Below are 16,390 nucleotides of genomic sequence, written 5' to 3'. Positions count from 1 at the left end.
TCGACGGTCAGGCTCCCGTCGCGGCCCGGCCCCCGCCCGGCTGACCGCCGCGGACCACCAACTGGTCGAGCAGGGTCGCGGTGGCGGCGGCGACCGCCGCCACCGCCGCGTCGAAGGCGGCCGCGTTGTGCGCGGCCGGCGCCCGGAACCCCGAGATCTTCCGGACGTACTGCAAGGCGGCGGCGTCGATGTCCGCCGGGGTCACCTCGGGGACGTACGGCTCACGCAGCGTCTTGATGCTCCGGCACATCTGGTCTCCTCCTTGTCTGCCGGCGGCGCGATGCCCACCGGCGGTGCCCGATGTCGCACCGACAGTGACACTGGGTCGAGAGTTGTCTATTCTGGTCACGGACCAGAGACCTTCGAGCCATTGTGCCGCTCGCGCTCCCGCGCCCCGGGCCCCCGGAGACTCATTGTGGACCAGACCACCACCCGTCCTGCCCGACCCGCCCTCGACGATCTGACGCGCAGCCTGCACACCCCGCTGGGGCGGGTCGCCGCCGAGCACGCCGACCTGGTGGAGCAGCTGCGGCGGCGCCTTGTCCCCAGCGAGTCGACGCCGCCGGTCGCCGTTCCCGTCGCCGCCTTCAACTCGTCCATCTGAGGAATGGCCTGCCGGTGCGGTCCGCCCGGGACGGGCGGATCCTGCCGGCGGATCACCCAGTTCGTCCTCAAGGTGCACAGCCGGTGCGACCTGAGCTGCGACCACTGCTACGTCTACCAGCACGCCGACCAGACCTGGCGGGGCCGGCCGCGGGAGATGGCGCCCGAGGTCGTCCGGGCCGCCGCCGGACGGATCGCCGAACACGCGGCGGCGCACGGGCTGCCGGTGGTCCACGTCGTCCTGCACGGAGGCGAGCCGCTGCTGCTCGGCGTCGCGCGGATGCGTGAGCTGCTGACCGACCTCCGTGCCGCACTCGACCCGCTGGTCACGCTCGACCTCCGGATGCAGACCAACGGCGTGCTGCTCGACCCCGCGTTCTGCGATCTCTTCGTGGAGTTCGGCGTCAAGGTCGGGGTGTCGCTGGACGGCGACCGGGCGGCCAACGACCGGCACCGCCGCTTCGCCAACGGCGCGAGCAGTCACCACCTGGTCCGGCGGGCGCTGGCCCTGCTCCGGCGCCCCGGATACCGGAGCAGTTACGCCGGAATCCTCTGCACCGTCGACGTGCGCAACGACCCGGACGCCGTCTACCCGGCCCTGCTCGCCGAGCGACCGCCCCGGATCGACCTGCTGCTGCCCCATGCCACCTGGGATTCCCCACCGCCGCGTCCCGGCGGTGCGGCGACGCCGTACGGGGACTGGCTGGGCCGGATCTACCGGCGCTGGGTCGACGACGGCCGGCCGGTGCCGATCCGCCTCTTCGACGCGCTGCTGCCCGGTGGGACGGTCGGCGGCACCGAGGCGGTCGGCACCGCGCCGGCGGATCTGGTGGTGATCGAGACGGACGGGACCTGGGAGCAGGCGGACTCGCTGAAGGTCGCCTACCACGGCGCCGCCGGTACCGGTCTGGACGTCTTCGGGCACTCGGTGGACGAGGCGGCCGGGCATCCGGGGATCGTCGCCCGTCAGGGTGGCGTCGGCACGCTCTGCGCCACCTGCCGGGCCTGCCCGGTGGTCGACCGGTGCGGAGGCGGCCTGTACGCACACCGCCACCGGGCCGGGACCGGCTTCGACAATCCGTCGGTCTACTGCGCCGACCTGCGAAAACTGATCGACACCGTGGACGCGTACCCGGCGCGGCGCCACGGGTCCCGCTCCGCGCGGCCGGACGCGGACGGGGCGCCCTCGGCGGAGCTGCTGGCCGAGCTCGCCACCGGCCACGGGGGAAGCGAAGCCCTCCGCCTGCTCGCCGCGACCCAGCTCTCCATCACCCGGGCGCTGCTGGCGGCCTGGCGGGACGCCGCCGGCCGCACCGACGCCTGGGACCTGCTCGCCGACCTCGACGCCAGGGCGCCGGGCGCGGTCCGGGCGGTGCTGAGGCACCCCTTCGTCCGCCCGTGGCTGGTGCGCCACCTCGACCCGTCCGCCCGCGGCGGACCAGCCGGGGGCGGCGACCTGGTGCCGGCGCTCGCCGCCGCGGCCGCCGTCCGGGCGAGGGTCGAGACCGAGGTGGCCGTGCCGGTGCGGGCGGGCGCGATCATGCTGCCCACGCTCGGCCGCCTGTCGCTACCGGTCTCCGCCGGGGAGACCGCCGTGCTGCGTACCTCCCGGGACGGGTTCCGGGTCCGCGTCGGGACCCTGGACCGCGCCGTGTCGCTGGATCCCGCCGTGCCGCCGCCGGCCGGGTGGCGGCCGACCCACGTGGTGCCGGTCGGCGGTCCGGAGGTGGTCATCGAGGACGCCGACCCGGAACGGGACTGCTACGGCCAGCCGGTGGCGCCCCGGCTGGACGAGCCGGCGGCCGGCTCGTGGGGCCGTACCCTCGCCCGGGCCTGGCGGGTCGTGCACCGCGACGTGCCCGCGCACGGCGCGGCGCTCGACGCCGGGCTGCGCGCGGTGGTGCCGCTGGCGTCCGACCCGGCGTCGCCGCTGCGCAGCGCCACCGCGCGGCACGCCTTCGGGGCGGTCGCCGTCACCGGAGTCCCCGACCCCGAGACGGTGGCGGTGCTGCTCGTGCACGAGTGGCAGCACGCCAAGCTCGGCGCCCTGCTCGACCTGCACGACCTCGTCGATCCGGCACCGTCCACCCGGATCCCGGTGGCGTGGCGGCCCGACCCGCGGCCACCCGAGGGGGTGTTGCAGGGGGCGTACGCCCATCTCGCGGTGACCGAGGTCTGGCGGTCCCGGGCGGACGCCGACGGGCCGGGCGCCCCGGCCGCGCGCGAGCACGCGGAGCGCTACCTGGCCTGGACCCGGGACGCCATCGACGCGCTGCTGGCCAGCGGGGCGCTGACCGACCCGGGGGAGCGCTTCGTCGGGCGGATGCGGCAGGCGCTGGAGGAACCTCATGTCGTCCGGGGCTGACCGGTACCCGGCTCCGCTGCGCCGGGCCCGCCTCGTCGCGGACCTCCGGGCGCTCGGCCTCCGCGCCGGTGGGGACCTGCTGGTGCACTGCGCGCTGCGCCAGCTGGGCCCGCTGGAGCAGGGGCCCGCCACGCTCGCCGCGGCGCTGCGGGAGGTCCTCGGCCCGGCCGGCACGCTGCTGGTGCCCACCGAGACCGCCGGCAACTCGACCACCTCCCGGGCCTTCCGGTCGGCCATCCGCGGCATGGATCCGGCCCGGATCGCCCGCTACGAGGCCGCCCTGCCGGGCTGGGACCGGCACGCCACCCCGTCGCAGGAGATGGGCGTGTTCGCCGAGCACGTACGGCGTACCCCCGGCGCGGTGCGCAGCGACCACCCGCAGACCTCCTTCGCCGCGCTCGGCCCCCGGGCGCGGGAGCTGACTGACGGCCACGACCTGGACTGCCACCTGGGGGAGCGGTCACCGGTGGGTCGGCTCCACGCCGCCGCCGGACAGATCCTGCTGCTCGGCGTCGGCTACGAGGCGTGCAGCGCGCTGCACCTGGCCGAGTACCGGCTGCCGGTGCCGCCGCCGCACCGCGACTACCGGTGCTACCGGCTCGTCGGCGGGCGGCGGGTCCGCCTCGACTTCCGCGCCCTCGACCTGGACGACGGCGACTTTCCCGCGTTGGGGTCCGACCTCGACGGCGCGCCGTTCGTCCGGCACGGTCGGGTCGGCAACGCGGCCGCCCGGCTGCTCCCGGTTCGCGCCACTGTGGACTTCGCGGTCGACTGGTTCGCCGCGAGCCGTTGCGGGCTGCGGCATTGACGCGGAGACTACGCTGATGGTCCGGCCGCGTGGGGAGGGCGGAGGCGTATCGGTGAGCACAGTGGAGACACGCGCCGGGACGCGGGCCCCGCTGTTCTTCCTCAGCTACTCCCGCTCTCCGGCCCGGCGGGCCACCGGCAACCCCGCCGAGTACGTCTCCCGTTTCTACGATGACCTCTCCGTCCATGTCAGCGAGCTGGTCGGCCCGGTGACCGGGGTCGACCCCGGCTTCATGGACAGCACCATCGCCGGCGGGGAGCGCTGGACGCCGGAGCTGCTGCAGGCCGCCGGCACCTGCCAGGTGTTCGTCCCGCTGCTGTCCAGCGCCCTCCTCCGCAGCGCCTGGTGCGGCAGGGAGTGGGACGCCTTCTCCCGCCGGCGGATCGCGCCCCGGCACGGCGCCGCGTCGGCGCACGAGACGGCGATCGTGCCGGTCACCTGGTCGCCGACGGACGGTGCGCCGCTGCCCCGGGTGGTACGCGACATCCAACGGTTCTCGCCCGCCGCGATGCCGGATCCCGACATCGCGGTGCAGTACCAGCGGGAAGGAGTCTACGGATTGCTGACCATGCAGATGGAGAACGCGTACCGGGCGGTGGTCTGGCGGCTCGCCCAGCGGATCGTCGCGATCCATCGGTCGTACCTGGTCGAACCCCTGGTGCCGACGGGCGTGGACGAGCTGTGCAACCGCTTCACCGAGGAACCCGGATGACCCGGCCGGCCGGACGGCGGAAGGCGTCGAAGCGGGGGACGTACTTCTTCCTCAGCTACGCCCACTCCGCGCCGCCGCAGGGCGCCCGGACCGACGCCGACGTCTGGGTCGCCCAGTTCTTCGCCGACCTGTCGGCGGAGGTGACCCGGCAGGCGCGGCCGAAGGCCGGGATGCGGGTCGGCTTCTTCGACCAGCACATCCCGCTGGGCGCCGACTGGAAGGCGGCCCTCGCGGAGGCGCTCGGTGACGCCGAGGTCTTCGTGCCGCTCTACTCCCCGGGCTACTTCAGTCGGCCGTGGGCGCTGGGGGAGCAGCAGTCCTTCCGGACCCGGCTGGCCGCCGCCGGAGCCACCCGGGCCGGCACCGGCCACCTGACGCCGGTGCTCTGGATCCCGTTCCCCTCCTGGGAGACCCACCCCGAACTCGACGAGGCGCTGGACCTCGGCCGGGACGTCCCCGAGTACGCGGAGAACGGCCTGCGCGCGCTCTGCATGCTGGCCTCCTACCGGGACCAGTACCGGTTCCTGCTCGACCGGCTGGCCGCCCGGATCGTGGACACCGCCGAAAGGCAACCGCTGGGGCCGTCCCGGGCACCCGGGCTGGACGAGGTGACCAGGCCGGCGCCGACGGATCCGGACTTCGTCGTCGCCGTCCTGGCACCCACCCGGGACCGGCTCCCGCCCGACCGCGATCCCGGCGGGTACGCCGCCAACGGTCGGCTGTGGCGGCCGTTCGGCGCCCGCCAGGAACTGCCGGTGGCCGAGTACGCCGCGAGCACCGCCGAGCGGCTCGGCCTGTCGGCCCGTACCGCGAACTTCGAGGACGCCGGCGAGCTGCTCGACCGCCGGCCCGCGGTGCTGCTGATCGATCCGTGGATCGTCGCGGCGCCGGGCGCGGTGGCGTCCCTCGCCGCCCTGGTCCGCGGGCTCCGGCAGTGGGTCGTTCCGCTGGTGGTCACCGACGCCGACGACCCGCAGGACGCCCGGCGGCTGGCCGGGGACGTGACCGACCTGCTGCACGACGCGGGCGTGCCCCAGGTCAAGCAGGCATGCAGCATGCGCGAGTTCGTCGACCTCATGCCGGCGTTGGTGACCGAGGCCCGCCGCCAGTACCTCAAGCACGGCCCGGTGGTCGCCTTCCCGGAGCGGCCCGAGCCGCCCCCCAGCCTCCGGCACGGCCCGACCGGGTCGGTGCCGGAGGTCCGGTCCCGACCCGGCGCCCACCTCGACCTCCCGTCCGCCGCCGACGATCCGGCGTCACCGCGTCCCCACGGAGAGAACCGATGAGCAACGATCGCGAAGGTCAGGTCGTCACGTTCTACTCGTTCAAGGGTGGGACGGGACGGACGATGGCACTGGCAAACGTCGCCTGGATCCTCGCCGCCAGCGGCCGGCGGGTGCTGGTCGCGGACTGGGACCTGGAATCCCCCGGCCTGCACCGCTTCTTCCATCCCTTCCTCGACGCCGAGGCGATCCAGGGCACCAGCGGGGTCATCGACCTGATCCGCGACTACGAGTGGGAGACCACCCGGGCCGGCGAGCGGCCGGACCGGTGGATGGAGCAGTACGCCCGGGTCGGCCGGCACGCGTTCTCCCTGCGGTGGAACTTCCCGGACGGCGGCAGCCTGGACTTTCTCTCCGCCGGCCGGCAGAACAGCGACTACGCGGTCTCGGTGAGCGGGCTGGACTGGGACAACTTCTACAACCGGCTGGGCGGCGCGCAGTTCTTCGAGGCGCTGCGGGCGGACATGAAACGCCAGTACGACTACACCCTGATCGACAGCCGGACCGGCCTCAGCGACGTCGCCGACATCTGCACCCTGCACCTGCCGGACACCCTGGTCGACTGCTTCACCCTCAGCGACCAGGGCATCGACGGGGCTGCCCGGGTCGCCCACTCGGTGCGGGACCGGTACCGGCGGCGGGACATCCGGATCCTGCCGGTGCCGATGCGGGTCGACCAGGCCGAGAAGGAGAAGGCGGAGGCGGGCCGCACCCTGGCCATGCGCAGGTTCGCCGGGCTGCCGACCGGCATGACGGAGGCCGAGCGGCGCCGCTACTGGGCGGCGGTGGAGGTCCCGTACCGGCCGTTCTACGCGTACGAGGAGACCCTGGCGACCTTCGGTGACCCGCCGGGTTCGCCGACGTCCCTGCTGGCCGCGTTCGAGACCCTGACCGGGATCCTCACCGACGGTGCGGTGACCGCGCTGCCGGTGATGGACGAGTCGGTACGCGAGCGGGGCAAGGCCCGCTTCCGCCGGCGCACCGAGGCGGTCGACGACCAGATCGTGCTCCGCTGCGCCCCGGAGGACGCCGTCTGGGCCGAGTGGTTGGAGCGGGTCCTCAGCTCGGCCGGGATGCGGGTGGTCGACGGGGCGTCCGCCGTCGGGTCGGCGGGCACGCCCGCCCCGCGTACCCTGACCGTCGTCTCACCGGCCTATGTGGCGACGCCCTCCGCCGGCCTGCCGGACCGCGATCCGAGCACCGGCTCCACCGCGCTGGCGGTGTACGTCTCCGATCTGCGGCCACTGGCCGAGTTCCCGGTCCAGACCTCGACCCACCTGATCAACGTCAGCGCGCAGACGGCCGTGGAGCGGGTGCTGCGCCTGGTGGGCCGGCCCGTGCCGGCGTCCGCCGACGGCCCGGCCGGGGGAGCCCGCTATCCCGGCGCCGAGCCGTTGGTCTTCAACGCGCCCAACCGCAACGCCCGGTTCACCGGCCGCGAGGACGACCTCGCGCAGCTGCGCGCGCAACTGCAGAGCGGGGGCAGCGCGGTGGTGCTGCCGGTCGCCCTGCAGGGCATGGGCGGCGTCGGTAAGACCCAGGTCGCCCTCGAGTACGTGCACCGGTTCAAGTCGGCGTACGACGTGGTCTGGTGGATCGTCGCGGACCCGCCGCAGTTCGTCGACGCCGCCCTGGCCGACCTCGCCGGCCGGCTCGAGATCACCGGTGGGCCGACGCTGCCGGACACCGTCCGGTCGGTGCTGCAGGCGTTGGGCCGGGGCGAGCCGTACGAGCGGTGGCTCGTCGTGTTCGACAACGCCGAGGAACTCGATCAGATCGAGCAGTTCCTCCCGCAGGGCCCCGGCCACGTCCTGCTGACCTCCCGCAACCGGGCGTGGGGAGACCGGGCCAACCCGATCCAGGTGGACGTCTTCGACCGGACGGAGAGCGTCGCCCACCTCGCCCAGCGGGTGCCCGCGATCAGCGCGGAGGAGGCGGACCGGGTCGCCGAGGCGCTCGGCGACCTGCCCATCGCGGTGGCCGCCGCCGGTGCGTGGCTCGCCGACACCGGCACCTCGGTCGCCGACTACCTGCGGCAGATCGAGCGGCACGGGCCCAGCGCGCTGTCGGTCGAGGCCACCTGGGACCTGTCGTTGAACCGGCTGCGCGACCAGGCGCCCGCCGCCTACCGGCTGTTGCAGCTCTGCTCGGTGCTGGCCCCGGAGATCGCCCTGGAGCTGATCTACAGCGACGAGATGGCGGCCGCCCTCGTGCCGTTCGACCCGTCGGTGTCGGAGCGGCTGGTGCGGGGTGCCCTGGTCCAGCAGATCAACCGTTTGGCGCTGCTCAAGCTCGACGTGCAGGGTGGACGGATCCAGGTGCACCGGCTGTTGCAGGCGGTGGTCCGGGACCGGATGACCGACGAGGAGATCGCCGCCGCCCGGCACCAGGTGCACGTGGTGCTGGCCGCGTCCCGGCCGCGGGGCGACGTCGACGACCCGGCCACCTGGGCCCGGCTGCGCATGCTCTGGCCGCACCTGGAGGTCTCCGAGGCGCTGACCTGCCCCGAGGAATCGGTTCGCCAGCTGCTCATCGACCGGGTCCGCTACCTGTGGCAGCGCGGCGGCCTCGAGCAGGCGGACGGGTTCAGCCGGCGGGTGGACGACATCTGGTCCGCCCGGCTGGCCGAACTGGACGACCCCGCCGAGGTCGCGGGCCTGCGACGGCAGCTGCTGCACCTGCGGTTCAACCGGGCGAACATCCTGCGCAGCCTGGGCGGATTCGACGAGGCACTGGCCCTGGACGAGGCCGTCCTGGCCGAGCAACGGCAGCTGCTCGGCGGGCTGCACCCGCACAGCCTGATGACCGCCGGCAGCCTCGCCGGTGACCTGCGGGCGCTCGGTCGCTACGCCGAGGCGCTCGAACGCGACCGGTCCACCTACGCCTCCTGGCTGCAGGTGTTCGGCGAGGACCACCCGAGGACGCTGAGCGCGGCCAACAACCTCGCCGTGTCGTACCGGCTGGTCGGCGACTACCGGTCGGCGCGCCGGTGGGACGACGAGGTGCACCAGCGGCGGCGGCTGGTGCTCGGCCCGACCAACCCGTACACCCTGATCTCCGCCGTCCGCCTCGGCAGCGATCTGCGGGAGGCCGGCGAGTACGAGAAGTCCGCCGCGCTGCTGCGCACCGTGTACGACGCGCTCGGCGAGGTGCTGGGGGCCGACGACGGGATCAGCCTCGGCGCCCAGGTCAACCTGGCGGTGTCGCTGCGCAGCGCCGGCCGGTCCGGCGAGGCGGCACCGATGTTCGAGGCGGCCTACCGGAAGCTGGACGAGCGCTTCGGGCCGGACAATCCGGACACGGTGGCGTGCCGGTCGAGCCGGGCGGCGAACCTGCTGGCCGTCGGCGAGGCGGTCCGGGCGCTGACCGAGATGACCGCGGTCGCCCGGGCGTACGAGGAGGTGCTCCGGCTCGGTCCGGCCCACCCGCACACGCTGGCCACCCTCAGCAACATCTCCGCCGCCGAACGGGCCGCCGGCCGTCGGTCCGCGGCCCGCTCGTCGGCCGCCCGCGCGGCCGGTGAGCTGCGCAAGGCACTCGGTCCCGACCATCCGCACACCCTGGCGGCCGAGGTGAACCACGCGGTCTGCGTCGCCGAGGAGGGCGAGTGGGGGCCGGCGCGGGACCAGCTGCGGGACACCGCCGACCGGCTGGCCGAGGTCATCGGCGCCGGACACCCGGACACCCTGCGCTGCCTCGGCGACCTCGCCCTGGTGTCCCGGCAGGCCGGCGGCTCCGGCCCGGACGCCGACGACGCGGCGGCGGCCGACCGGCTGGCCGAGGTGATCGGCCAGGACCATCCGAGCGTGCAGACGCTGCGCGAGCGGCGCCTGGTGGTCCGGGTGATCGACCCGCACCCGTTCTAGGCGGCGGGCGCGGGGTGCGCCGGCGCGGCGGCCAGGGGGCGGCGGCCGTGCCGGCCCGGAGACCGGCGCTGACGCGGCCGGTCCGGTGCCCGGTTCAATACAGCGGGGTCGCCGCCAGCTCGGGCGTGGTCAACCAGGCCAGGGTCTGCGGGAGGATCTCCACCGCGCCGAAGTGCGCGGCCCCGGGCTGCACCTGGACCTGGGCGCGGGGGATCCGCGAGGCCAGCCACCGCGAGTGGCCGACCGGGGTGAAGCGGTCCTGCTCGCCGTGCCAGAGCCGGACCGGCGCGCGGATCGCCCCAAGGTCGAAACCCCAGCCGCGGCGCATGGCGAGCACGTCGTCGATCCAGCCCTCCGGGCCGTGCCGCAGCGCCTCGGCGTACATGTCGGTCAGCAGCCGACGGATCGCGACGTCGTCGACCACCCGGATGTCCGGCTCGGGCAGTTGGGGGCGGAGGAACTCCAGCAGCGTCCTCGGGTCCCGGCGAGCGTCGGCCGCCCGCATGGTCAGCTCGAGCGTGAGCTCAGCGGGGTCCTCGTCGGCCAGCCCGAAGTCCCCCACGTTCGCCTCGGCCATGCCGGCGTACCAGTCCAGGTCGGGTGCGCCGGCCGGGGCGAGCCCCACCAGGACGGCGGCCCGGGTCACCCGGTCCGGCAGCAGCGCGGCGCAGGCGAGGGCGTGCGGCCCGCCACCGGAGCGGCCGACCACGGCGAACCGGTCGATGCCCAGGTCGTCGGCGATCGCCGCCACGTCGGCCGCGGCGTCGGCCACCCGACGCCCCTCGTGGCGGTCGGAGTCGCCGTACCCCGGCCGGTCGTAGCAGACCAGGTGCACGCCGAGGCGGTACAGGACGATGCCCCGGGGCCGGGGGCCGCTGCGGCTACCGGGGGTGCCGTGCAGCAGGAAGACGGCCTCGCCGTCCGGCGCTCCCGAGGTCTCCACCGCGAGTCGCCGCCCGTCTGGTGTGACGGCGGAGCGCTGTGCCGCGTTGGGTAGCGTCACGTTGGCCTCCCGCGGGTTCGTCATGTGCTCCCCCGAGCGCGGAGACGCGCATCGGCGGCGCTGAGTGCAAAGCCCCCGAAATCGCCCAGAACACAGTCTTGATGAGCAGCGTACTGCCCGCCATGGGACCCCGCCATGGGCCGCCGGGTCAATGCCGGGCAATCGGGTCGACCGGCCGGACCGCTACCCTGGTAGCCCAAGGAAAGGGGCGCCAAGAGGGTGGCTAGGACCTACAACGTCGTGACGTACGGCTGCCAGATGAACGTGCACGACTCCGAGCGCATCTCCGGCCTGTTGGAGCAGGCGGGCTACGTGCGCGCCGCCGGCATCGACGACGACCCGGACGTGGTGGTGTTCAACACCTGCGCCGTGCGGGAGAACGCCGACAACCGGCTCTACGGCAACCTCGGCCGGCTGCGCCCGGTGAAGAACCAGCGCCCCGGGATGCAGATCGCGGTCGGCGGCTGCCTTGCCCAGAAGGACCGCGGCGACATCGTCCGCAGGGCCCCCTGGGTGGACGTGGTCTTCGGCACCCACAACATCGGCTCGCTGCCGGTGCTGCTGGAGCGGGCCCGGCACAACGCCGCCGCCGAGGTGGAGATCCTCGAATCCCTCGACGTCTTCCCCTCCACGCTGCCGACCCGGCGCGAGTCGACCTACGCGGGCTGGGTGTCGATCTCGGTCGGCTGCAACAACACCTGCACCTTCTGCATCGTGCCCTCGCTGCGCGGCAAGGAGAAGGACCGCCGCCCCGGCGACATCCTCTCCGAGGTGCGCGCCCTGGTCGACGAGGGCGTGCTGGAGGTGACCCTGCTCGGGCAGAACGTCAACTCCTACGGCGTCGAGTTCGGCGACCGGTACGCCTTCGGCAAGCTGCTGCGCGCCTGCGGTGACATCGACGGGCTGGAGCGGGTCCGGTTCACCAGCCCGCACCCGAAGGACTTCACCGACGACGTGATCGCCGCGATGGCCGAGACGCCGAACGTCTGCCACTCGCTGCACATGCCGCTGCAGTCCGGCTCGGACGACGTGCTGCGGGCGATGCGCCGGTCGTACCGGTCGGAGCGCTACCTGGGGATCATCGAGAAGGTCCGGGCGGCGATGCCGGACGCGGCGATCACCACCGACATCATCGTCGGCTTCCCCGGCGAGACCGAGGCCGACTTCCAGCGCACCCTGGACGTGGTCCGCGAGGCCCGGTTCTCCTCGGCGTTCACCTTCCAGTACTCCAAGCGCCCCGGTACTCCGGCCGCGACCATGGACGACCAACTGCCCAAGCAGGTCGTGCAGGAGCGCTACGACCGGCTCATCGCCACGGTGGAGGAGATCACCTGGGCGGAGAACAAGCGCCTGGTGGGGGCGACCGTCGAGGTGCTGGTCGCCGTCGGCGAGGGGCGCAAGGACGAGCGGACCGGCCGGCTGTCCGGCCGGGCCCGGGACGGCCGCCTGGTGCACTTCGACGCCGGGTCCCTCGCGGGGCAGATCCGCCCGGGCGACATCGTGCACACCACGGTCACCTACGCCGCCCCGCACCACCTCAACGCCGACGGCGAGCCGCTGTCGCACCGGCGTACCCGGGCCGGCGACGCCGCCGAGGCGGGGCGCTCCCCGCGTACCCCCGGGGTGCTGCTCGGGCTGCCCACCATCGGCGCGCCGGCCGCGGCGCCCGCGCCGACGGGCGGCTGCGCCGCGCACTGACCCCGACGCCCGACGGCCGGGACCTCCGCACGGAGGTCCCGGCCGGGGCCGTCGCTGCGGGGCCCCTCGGCGGGGATGGGTGGCGCGGGCGGAACCCGGTACACGCGGAAGCCCCGGTCCCGAGGCGGGACCGGGGCTCCGGGGTCGATCAGCTCACCCGGCCTGCTCGGCGAGCTGGAGGAACTGCCGCTTGGAGGCGAGCGCCTGCTCGGCCTCCTTGATCCGGCGGGCGTCCCCGGCGGCCTGCGCCCGGGCCAGCCGCTCCTCGGCCTCCGCCACCTGCGTCCGCATCTGGGCGAGCAGCGGGTTGTCCTGCGGAGCGGTACGCCGCCAGGCGGATTCCATCACCTCGCGGACCTTGTCGTCGACGACCCGCAGCCGCCGCTCCAGACCAGCGGCGGCCTCCCGCGGCACCCGACCCGCCTCGTGCCACTGCGCCTGGATCTCCCGCAGCTTGGCCTGCGTGCCCTTCGGGTCGCCGTCGATGTCCAGCGCCTCGGCCTGGGCCAGCAGCGCCTGCTTGCGCTCCAGGTTGGCCCGCTGCTCGTTGTCCCGGGCCGAGAAGACCTCGCTGCGCCGGCTGAAGAAGGCGTCCTGGGCGGCGCGGAACCGTTCCCAGAGCTTCTGCTCCGCCTCCTTCGAGGCGCGCGGCGCGGCCTTCCACTGGTTCATCAGTTCCTTGAGCTGGTTGGCGGTGGCCGCCCAGTCGGTGGAGTCCTTCAGCTTCTCGGCCTCGGCGACCAGCTCATCCTTGACCGACTGCGCCTGCTTGCGCTGCTGGTCAAGGGAGGCGAAGTGGGCGCCCCGGCGCCGGGTGAACCCGTCCCGCGCGGCGGCGAACCGCTTCCACAGCTCACCGTCGGCCTTCTTGTCGACGCCGCGGATGGTCTTCCACTCGTCGAGGATCTCCTTGAGGCGGTCGCCGGCGGTCTTCCAGCCGGTGGACTCGGCGGCCAGCTTCTCGGCCTCCTCGACGAGGGCGGTCTTGCGGGCCAGCGCCTCGACCCGGGCGGCGTCCTTGGCGGCGCGCGCCTCGCCGGCCTTCTCCTCGGCGACCGCGGCGAGCTTGTCCAGCCGCGCGGCCAGCGCGTCGATGTCGCCGACGACGTGCGCCTCAGCCAGCGAGGCGCGGATCCGGCGGATCGTGGTCAGTGAGTGGCCGGCGTCCGCCGCGCCCGAGTTGAGCCGGGCCTCGGTCAGGTCCACCTCGGTCACCAGGTCGGCGAAGCGGCGGGCGAAGTGGGCCAGCCCCTCCTCGGGGGCCCCCGCCTGCCAGGATCCGACCACCCGCTCGCCCTCGACGGTCTTGACGTAAACGGTGCCGTCCGCGTCCACCCGTCCGAAGGCAGTCCAGTCGCTCATGTGCCCATCCTCGTTCTCCCGGCGTCAAGGGGACAGCCCCCTCGATCGCCGCCACGGCGCAGCAAAGTTACTCCCGGCATTGTCACAGGTCCGCCCCCGTCCCCGTCGAGCGCCTGTCGCCGACCGTGACCATACGGTGTCCTACCGCCCGAATGGTCGGATCGGCGCGGAGACGCACCGGCGCGTCCGGCTACCGTGAACGCGTGCCTCTGGTCGCCGCCGCCATCTGCCCCCACCCGCCGCTGATCGTCCCCGAGCTGGCCGGCGCCGCCGCGCCGGAGCTGGACGAGCTCCGCGCCGCCTGCGATTCGGCCGTCGCCGGGCTGCTTGCCGCCGAGCCGGACGAGATCCACCTGGTCGGGAGCGGGCCGGAGACCACCGCATTCGGTCCGGCCGACTTCGGTTCGCTGCGCGGGTACGGCCTCGACCGGGACGTCCCGCTGTGGAAAGCCAGCTGTGCCGGCGGGGAGCGCCTCCCGTTGAGCCTCACGATCGGCGCCTGGCTGGCCGGCCGCTCGGGTACCGACCTGCCCCGGCTGGCCCGCTCGGTCGCCGCCGACGAGACGCCGCAGCGCTGCGCGCGGCTCGGGGCGGAGCTGGTCGGTGGGGCGGACCGGCGGGTCGCGCTGCTGGTGGCGGGGGACGGGTCGGCCTGCCGGGGGCTGCAGGCGCCCGGCTACGACGATCCGCGCGCCGAGCCGTACGACGACGGGGTGGCCCGGGCCCTGGCCGGCGCGGACGCCGAGGCCCTGCTCGGCCTCGACCCGGCCCTCTCGGCGCAGCTGCGGGTCGCCGGGCGGGCCCCCTGGCAGGTGCTGGCCGGCGCGGTCCGCGCGGCCGGCGGTGACTGGCGCGGGGAACTGCGCCACTACTCGGCGCCCTACGGCGTTGCCTACTTCGTGGCGTCCTGGGAACCGGCATGAGCGGCATCGTGGTGGCCGTGGTCGGGCCGACCGCGGCCGGCAAGTCCGCGCTGAGCATCGCCCTGGCGCACGCCCTCGACGGCGAGGTGGTCAACGCCGACTCGATGCAGCTCTACCGGGGCATGGACATCGGCACCGCCAAGCTCACCCCGGGCGAGCGGGAGGGGGTGCCGCACCACCTGCTGGACATCTGGGAGGTGACCGAGCCGGCCAGCGTCGCGGAGTACCAGCGGCTGGCCCGGGCGGAGGTCGACGACATCCTGGCCCGGGGCAGGGTGCCGCTGCTGGTCGGCGGCTCCGGGCTGTACGTGCGGGCGGTGCTGGAGCAGTTCGACTTCCCCGGCACCGATCCGGCGGTGCGGGAGCGGCTGGAGGGGGAGCTGGCCGAGGTCGGCCCGGCCCCGCTCCACGCCCGGCTGCGCGAGGCCGATCCGGCCGCCGCGGCGAGCATCCTGCCGGGCAACGGCCGGCGGATCGTCCGGGCCCTCGAAGTGATCGAGCTGACCGGCGCGCCGTTCACCGCCGCGCTGCCCGAGCCGACGCCGTACTACCCGTCGGTGCAGCTCGGCGTCGACCTGGACACCGCCCTGCTGGACGAGCGGATCGCGCTGCGGGTGGACCGGATGTGGGCCGACGGCCTGGTCGCCGAGACCCGCGAGCTGGTCGGCCGTGGCCTGCCCGAGGGGCGTACAGCCAGCCGGGCGCTCGGCTATCAGCAGGTGCTGCGCTTCCTGGCCGGGGAGCTGACCGAGACCGAGGCGTACGAGGAGACGATCAGGGCCACCCGGCGCTTCGTCCGCCGGCAGCGCTCCTGGTTCCGCCGCGACCCGCGGGTCCACTGGCTGGACTCGGCGGCGCCGGAGTTCGTGCCGACTGCGCTGCGGATGGCCGCCGACCATCGGGGATGATGGGGGCGTGGAGTTCACCAAGGGCCACGGCACCGGCAACGACTTCGTCATCCTGCCCGATCCGGACGGCGCGCTCGACCTGACGCCCGGGCTGGTCGCCGCGATCTGCGACCGGCGGCGTGGCATCGGCGGGGACGGCGTGCTGCGGGTGGTGCGCGCGGCCAAACACCCGGAGGGGGCCGCCCTCGCCGGCGAGGCCGAGTGGTTCATGGACTACTGGAACTCCGACGGTTCGTTCGCCGAGATGTGCGGCAACGGCGCCCGGGTCTTCGTCCGCTACCTGCTGGCCCACGGGCTGGCCGCGCCGGCCGGCGCGGCGCTGCCGGTCGCGACCCGCGCCGGCCTGGTGCGGGCGCGGGTCGAGGGGGACGCCATCGCCGTCGAGATGCGTCGCCCCCGGGTGTACGACGCCTCCGTCGCCACCCTCGGCGGGCTGACCCTGCCGGGCGCGGCGGTGGACGTCGGCAACCCCCACCTGGTGTGCGCGCTGCCGGCCGGGCTGGACCTGGCCGGCCTGGACCTGACCCGGGCGCCGGAGTACGACGCCGCCGTCTTCCCAGCCGGGGTGAACGTGGAGTTCACCGCGCCGGGCGAGCCGGTCGAGGGCACCGACGGGCACGTGCTGATGCGGGTCTACGAGCGCGGTTCGGCCGAGACGCTCTCCTGCGGCACCGGCGCCTGCGCGGTCGGCGCGGCGGCCCTGCGCGATGCGGGCCTCGACACCGGGACGGTCGCGGTCGACGTGCCCGGCGGCCGCCTCACGGTGACCGTGACCGAGGAGTCGTGCTGGCTCTCCGGCCCGGCCGTCCTGGTGGCCACGGGTGAACTCACCCCCGCCGCGCCCCTGCCCTGACCCGCC

13 protein-coding genes are annotated in these 16,390 nt (G+C 74.6%); 10 read left to right on the top strand and 3 right to left on the bottom strand.

The features are described from left to right. Nucleotides 1-7: 7 nt before the first annotated feature. Complete coding sequence (locus tag ACLQ2U_RS04120; RefSeq protein ID WP_425749166.1) at nt 8-250, bottom strand: DUF2277 family protein; 243 nt, start codon at nt 248-250, stop codon at nt 8-10. 165 nt (nt 251-415) lie between these two features. On the opposite strand from ACLQ2U_RS04120, the gene ACLQ2U_RS04115 reads away from it, so the two are divergent. Genes ACLQ2U_RS04115 through fxsT form a run of 6 tightly spaced genes read left to right on the top strand, consistent with a single transcriptional unit; the run spans nt 416 to nt 9,637 of the window. Continuing rightward, complete coding sequence (locus ACLQ2U_RS04115; protein ID WP_425749165.1) at nt 416-604, top strand: hypothetical protein; 189 nt, start codon at nt 416-418, stop codon at nt 602-604. A 3-nt stretch (nt 605-607) separates the two neighbouring features. Next, a complete protein-coding gene (locus tag ACLQ2U_RS04110) occupies nt 608-2,968 on the top strand; it encodes an FxsB family cyclophane-forming radical SAM/SPASM peptide maturase (protein ID WP_425749164.1) in 2,361 nt (786 codons plus the stop codon). Continuing rightward, nucleotides 2,952-3,776 carry an aminoglycoside N(3)-acetyltransferase gene (locus ACLQ2U_RS04105; protein WP_425749163.1) on the top strand — a complete coding sequence of 275 codons (825 nt, stop codon included), beginning with the start codon at nt 2,952-2,954 and terminating at the stop codon, nt 3,774-3,776. The genes ACLQ2U_RS04110 and ACLQ2U_RS04105 overlap by 17 nt, the downstream gene beginning before the upstream one ends. Nucleotides 3,777-3,828: 52 nt before the next feature. Then, nucleotides 3,829-4,488 carry a TIR-like protein FxsC gene (locus ACLQ2U_RS04100; RefSeq protein WP_425749162.1) on the top strand — a complete coding sequence of 220 codons (660 nt, stop codon included), beginning with the start codon at nt 3,829-3,831 and terminating at the stop codon, nt 4,486-4,488. Beyond that, on the top strand, nt 4,485-5,774 hold the full coding sequence (locus ACLQ2U_RS04095; RefSeq protein WP_425749161.1) for a TIR-like protein FxsC: 1,290 nt from the start codon (nt 4,485-4,487) through the stop codon (nt 5,772-5,774). The genes ACLQ2U_RS04100 and ACLQ2U_RS04095 overlap by 4 nt, the downstream gene beginning before the upstream one ends. After that, nucleotides 5,771-9,637, top strand: coding sequence for an FxSxx-COOH system tetratricopeptide repeat protein (gene fxsT / locus ACLQ2U_RS04090; RefSeq protein WP_425749160.1), 3,867 nt, complete (start codon nt 5,771-5,773; stop codon nt 9,635-9,637). Before ACLQ2U_RS04095 ends, fxsT begins: the two co-directional genes overlap by 4 nt. A gap of 94 nt (nt 9,638-9,731) precedes the next feature. On the opposite strand, the gene ACLQ2U_RS04085 is transcribed toward fxsT, so the two are convergent. Continuing rightward, nucleotides 9,732-10,664, bottom strand: a complete 933-nt coding sequence (locus ACLQ2U_RS04085) for an alpha/beta fold hydrolase (protein ID WP_425749159.1) — start codon at nt 10,662-10,664, stop codon at nt 9,732-9,734. Between the two features lie 195 nt (nt 10,665-10,859). Between ACLQ2U_RS04085 and miaB the strand changes: the two genes are divergently transcribed. Further along, entirely contained in the window at nt 10,860-12,338 is a 1,479-nt protein-coding gene (gene miaB / locus ACLQ2U_RS04080; RefSeq protein WP_425749158.1) for a tRNA (N6-isopentenyl adenosine(37)-C2)-methylthiotransferase MiaB, read from the top strand. 153 nt (nt 12,339-12,491) lie between these two features. Here the strand turns inward: miaB and ACLQ2U_RS04075 are convergent, their stop codons facing one another. Then, complete coding sequence (locus ACLQ2U_RS04075; RefSeq protein ID WP_425749157.1) at nt 12,492-13,700, bottom strand: DUF349 domain-containing protein; 1,209 nt, start codon at nt 13,698-13,700, stop codon at nt 12,492-12,494. Nucleotides 13,701-13,852: 152 nt separating this feature from the next. Between ACLQ2U_RS04075 and ACLQ2U_RS04070 the strand changes: the two genes are divergently transcribed. The 3 genes from ACLQ2U_RS04070 to dapF are packed head-to-tail and all read left to right on the top strand — an operon-like array spanning nt 13,853 to nt 16,384. Continuing rightward, nucleotides 13,853-14,623, top strand: coding sequence for a class III extradiol dioxygenase subunit B-like domain-containing protein (locus ACLQ2U_RS04070; RefSeq protein WP_425749156.1), 771 nt, complete (start codon nt 13,853-13,855; stop codon nt 14,621-14,623). Beyond that, on the top strand, nt 14,620-15,531 hold the full coding sequence (gene miaA, locus ACLQ2U_RS04065; protein WP_425749155.1) for a tRNA (adenosine(37)-N6)-dimethylallyltransferase MiaA: 912 nt from the start codon (nt 14,620-14,622) through the stop codon (nt 15,529-15,531). Before ACLQ2U_RS04070 ends, miaA begins: the two co-directional genes overlap by 4 nt. A 7-nt stretch (nt 15,532-15,538) precedes the next feature. Next, the gene (dapF, locus tag ACLQ2U_RS04060; RefSeq protein ID WP_425749154.1) at nt 15,539-16,384 is read left to right on the top strand and encodes a diaminopimelate epimerase; all 846 of its coding nucleotides are present in this window, start codon (nt 15,539-15,541) and stop codon (nt 16,382-16,384) included. Nucleotides 16,385-16,390 lie beyond the last annotated feature (6 nt).

The organism is Micromonospora sp. DT47 (genome assembly GCF_049844475.1).
Taxonomy (GTDB): Bacteria; Actinomycetota; Actinomycetes; order Mycobacteriales; family Micromonosporaceae; genus Micromonospora.
The sequence above is the reverse complement of the archived record's forward strand: the minus strand, read 5'-3'. Positions and strand labels throughout refer to the sequence as shown.

Bases quoted from the DNA above. Each gene is read 5' to 3' on its own strand.
- ACLQ2U_RS04120 (WP_425749166.1), bottom strand. From the start codon at position 250: ATGTGCCGGAGCATCAAGACGCTGCGTGAGCCGTACGTCCCCGAGGTG.
- ACLQ2U_RS04110 (WP_425749164.1), top strand. From the start codon at position 608: ATGGCCTGCCGGTGCGGTCCGCCCGGGACGGGCGGATCCTGCCGGCGG.
- ACLQ2U_RS04105 (WP_425749163.1), top strand. From the start codon at position 2,952: ATGTCGTCCGGGGCTGACCGGTACCCGGCTCCGCTGCGCCGGGCCCGC.
- ACLQ2U_RS04095 (WP_425749161.1), top strand. From the start codon at position 4,485: ATGACCCGGCCGGCCGGACGGCGGAAGGCGTCGAAGCGGGGGACGTAC.
- fxsT (WP_425749160.1), top strand. From the start codon at position 5,771: ATGAGCAACGATCGCGAAGGTCAGGTCGTCACGTTCTACTCGTTCAAG.
- ACLQ2U_RS04085 (WP_425749159.1), bottom strand. From the start codon at position 10,664: ATGACGAACCCGCGGGAGGCCAACGTGACGCTACCCAACGCGGCACAG.
- ACLQ2U_RS04075 (WP_425749157.1), bottom strand. From the start codon at position 13,700: ATGAGCGACTGGACTGCCTTCGGACGGGTGGACGCGGACGGCACCGTT.
- ACLQ2U_RS04070 (WP_425749156.1), top strand. From the start codon at position 13,853: ATGGTCGGATCGGCGCGGAGACGCACCGGCGCGTCCGGCTACCGTGAA.
- miaA (WP_425749155.1), top strand. From the start codon at position 14,620: ATGAGCGGCATCGTGGTGGCCGTGGTCGGGCCGACCGCGGCCGGCAAG.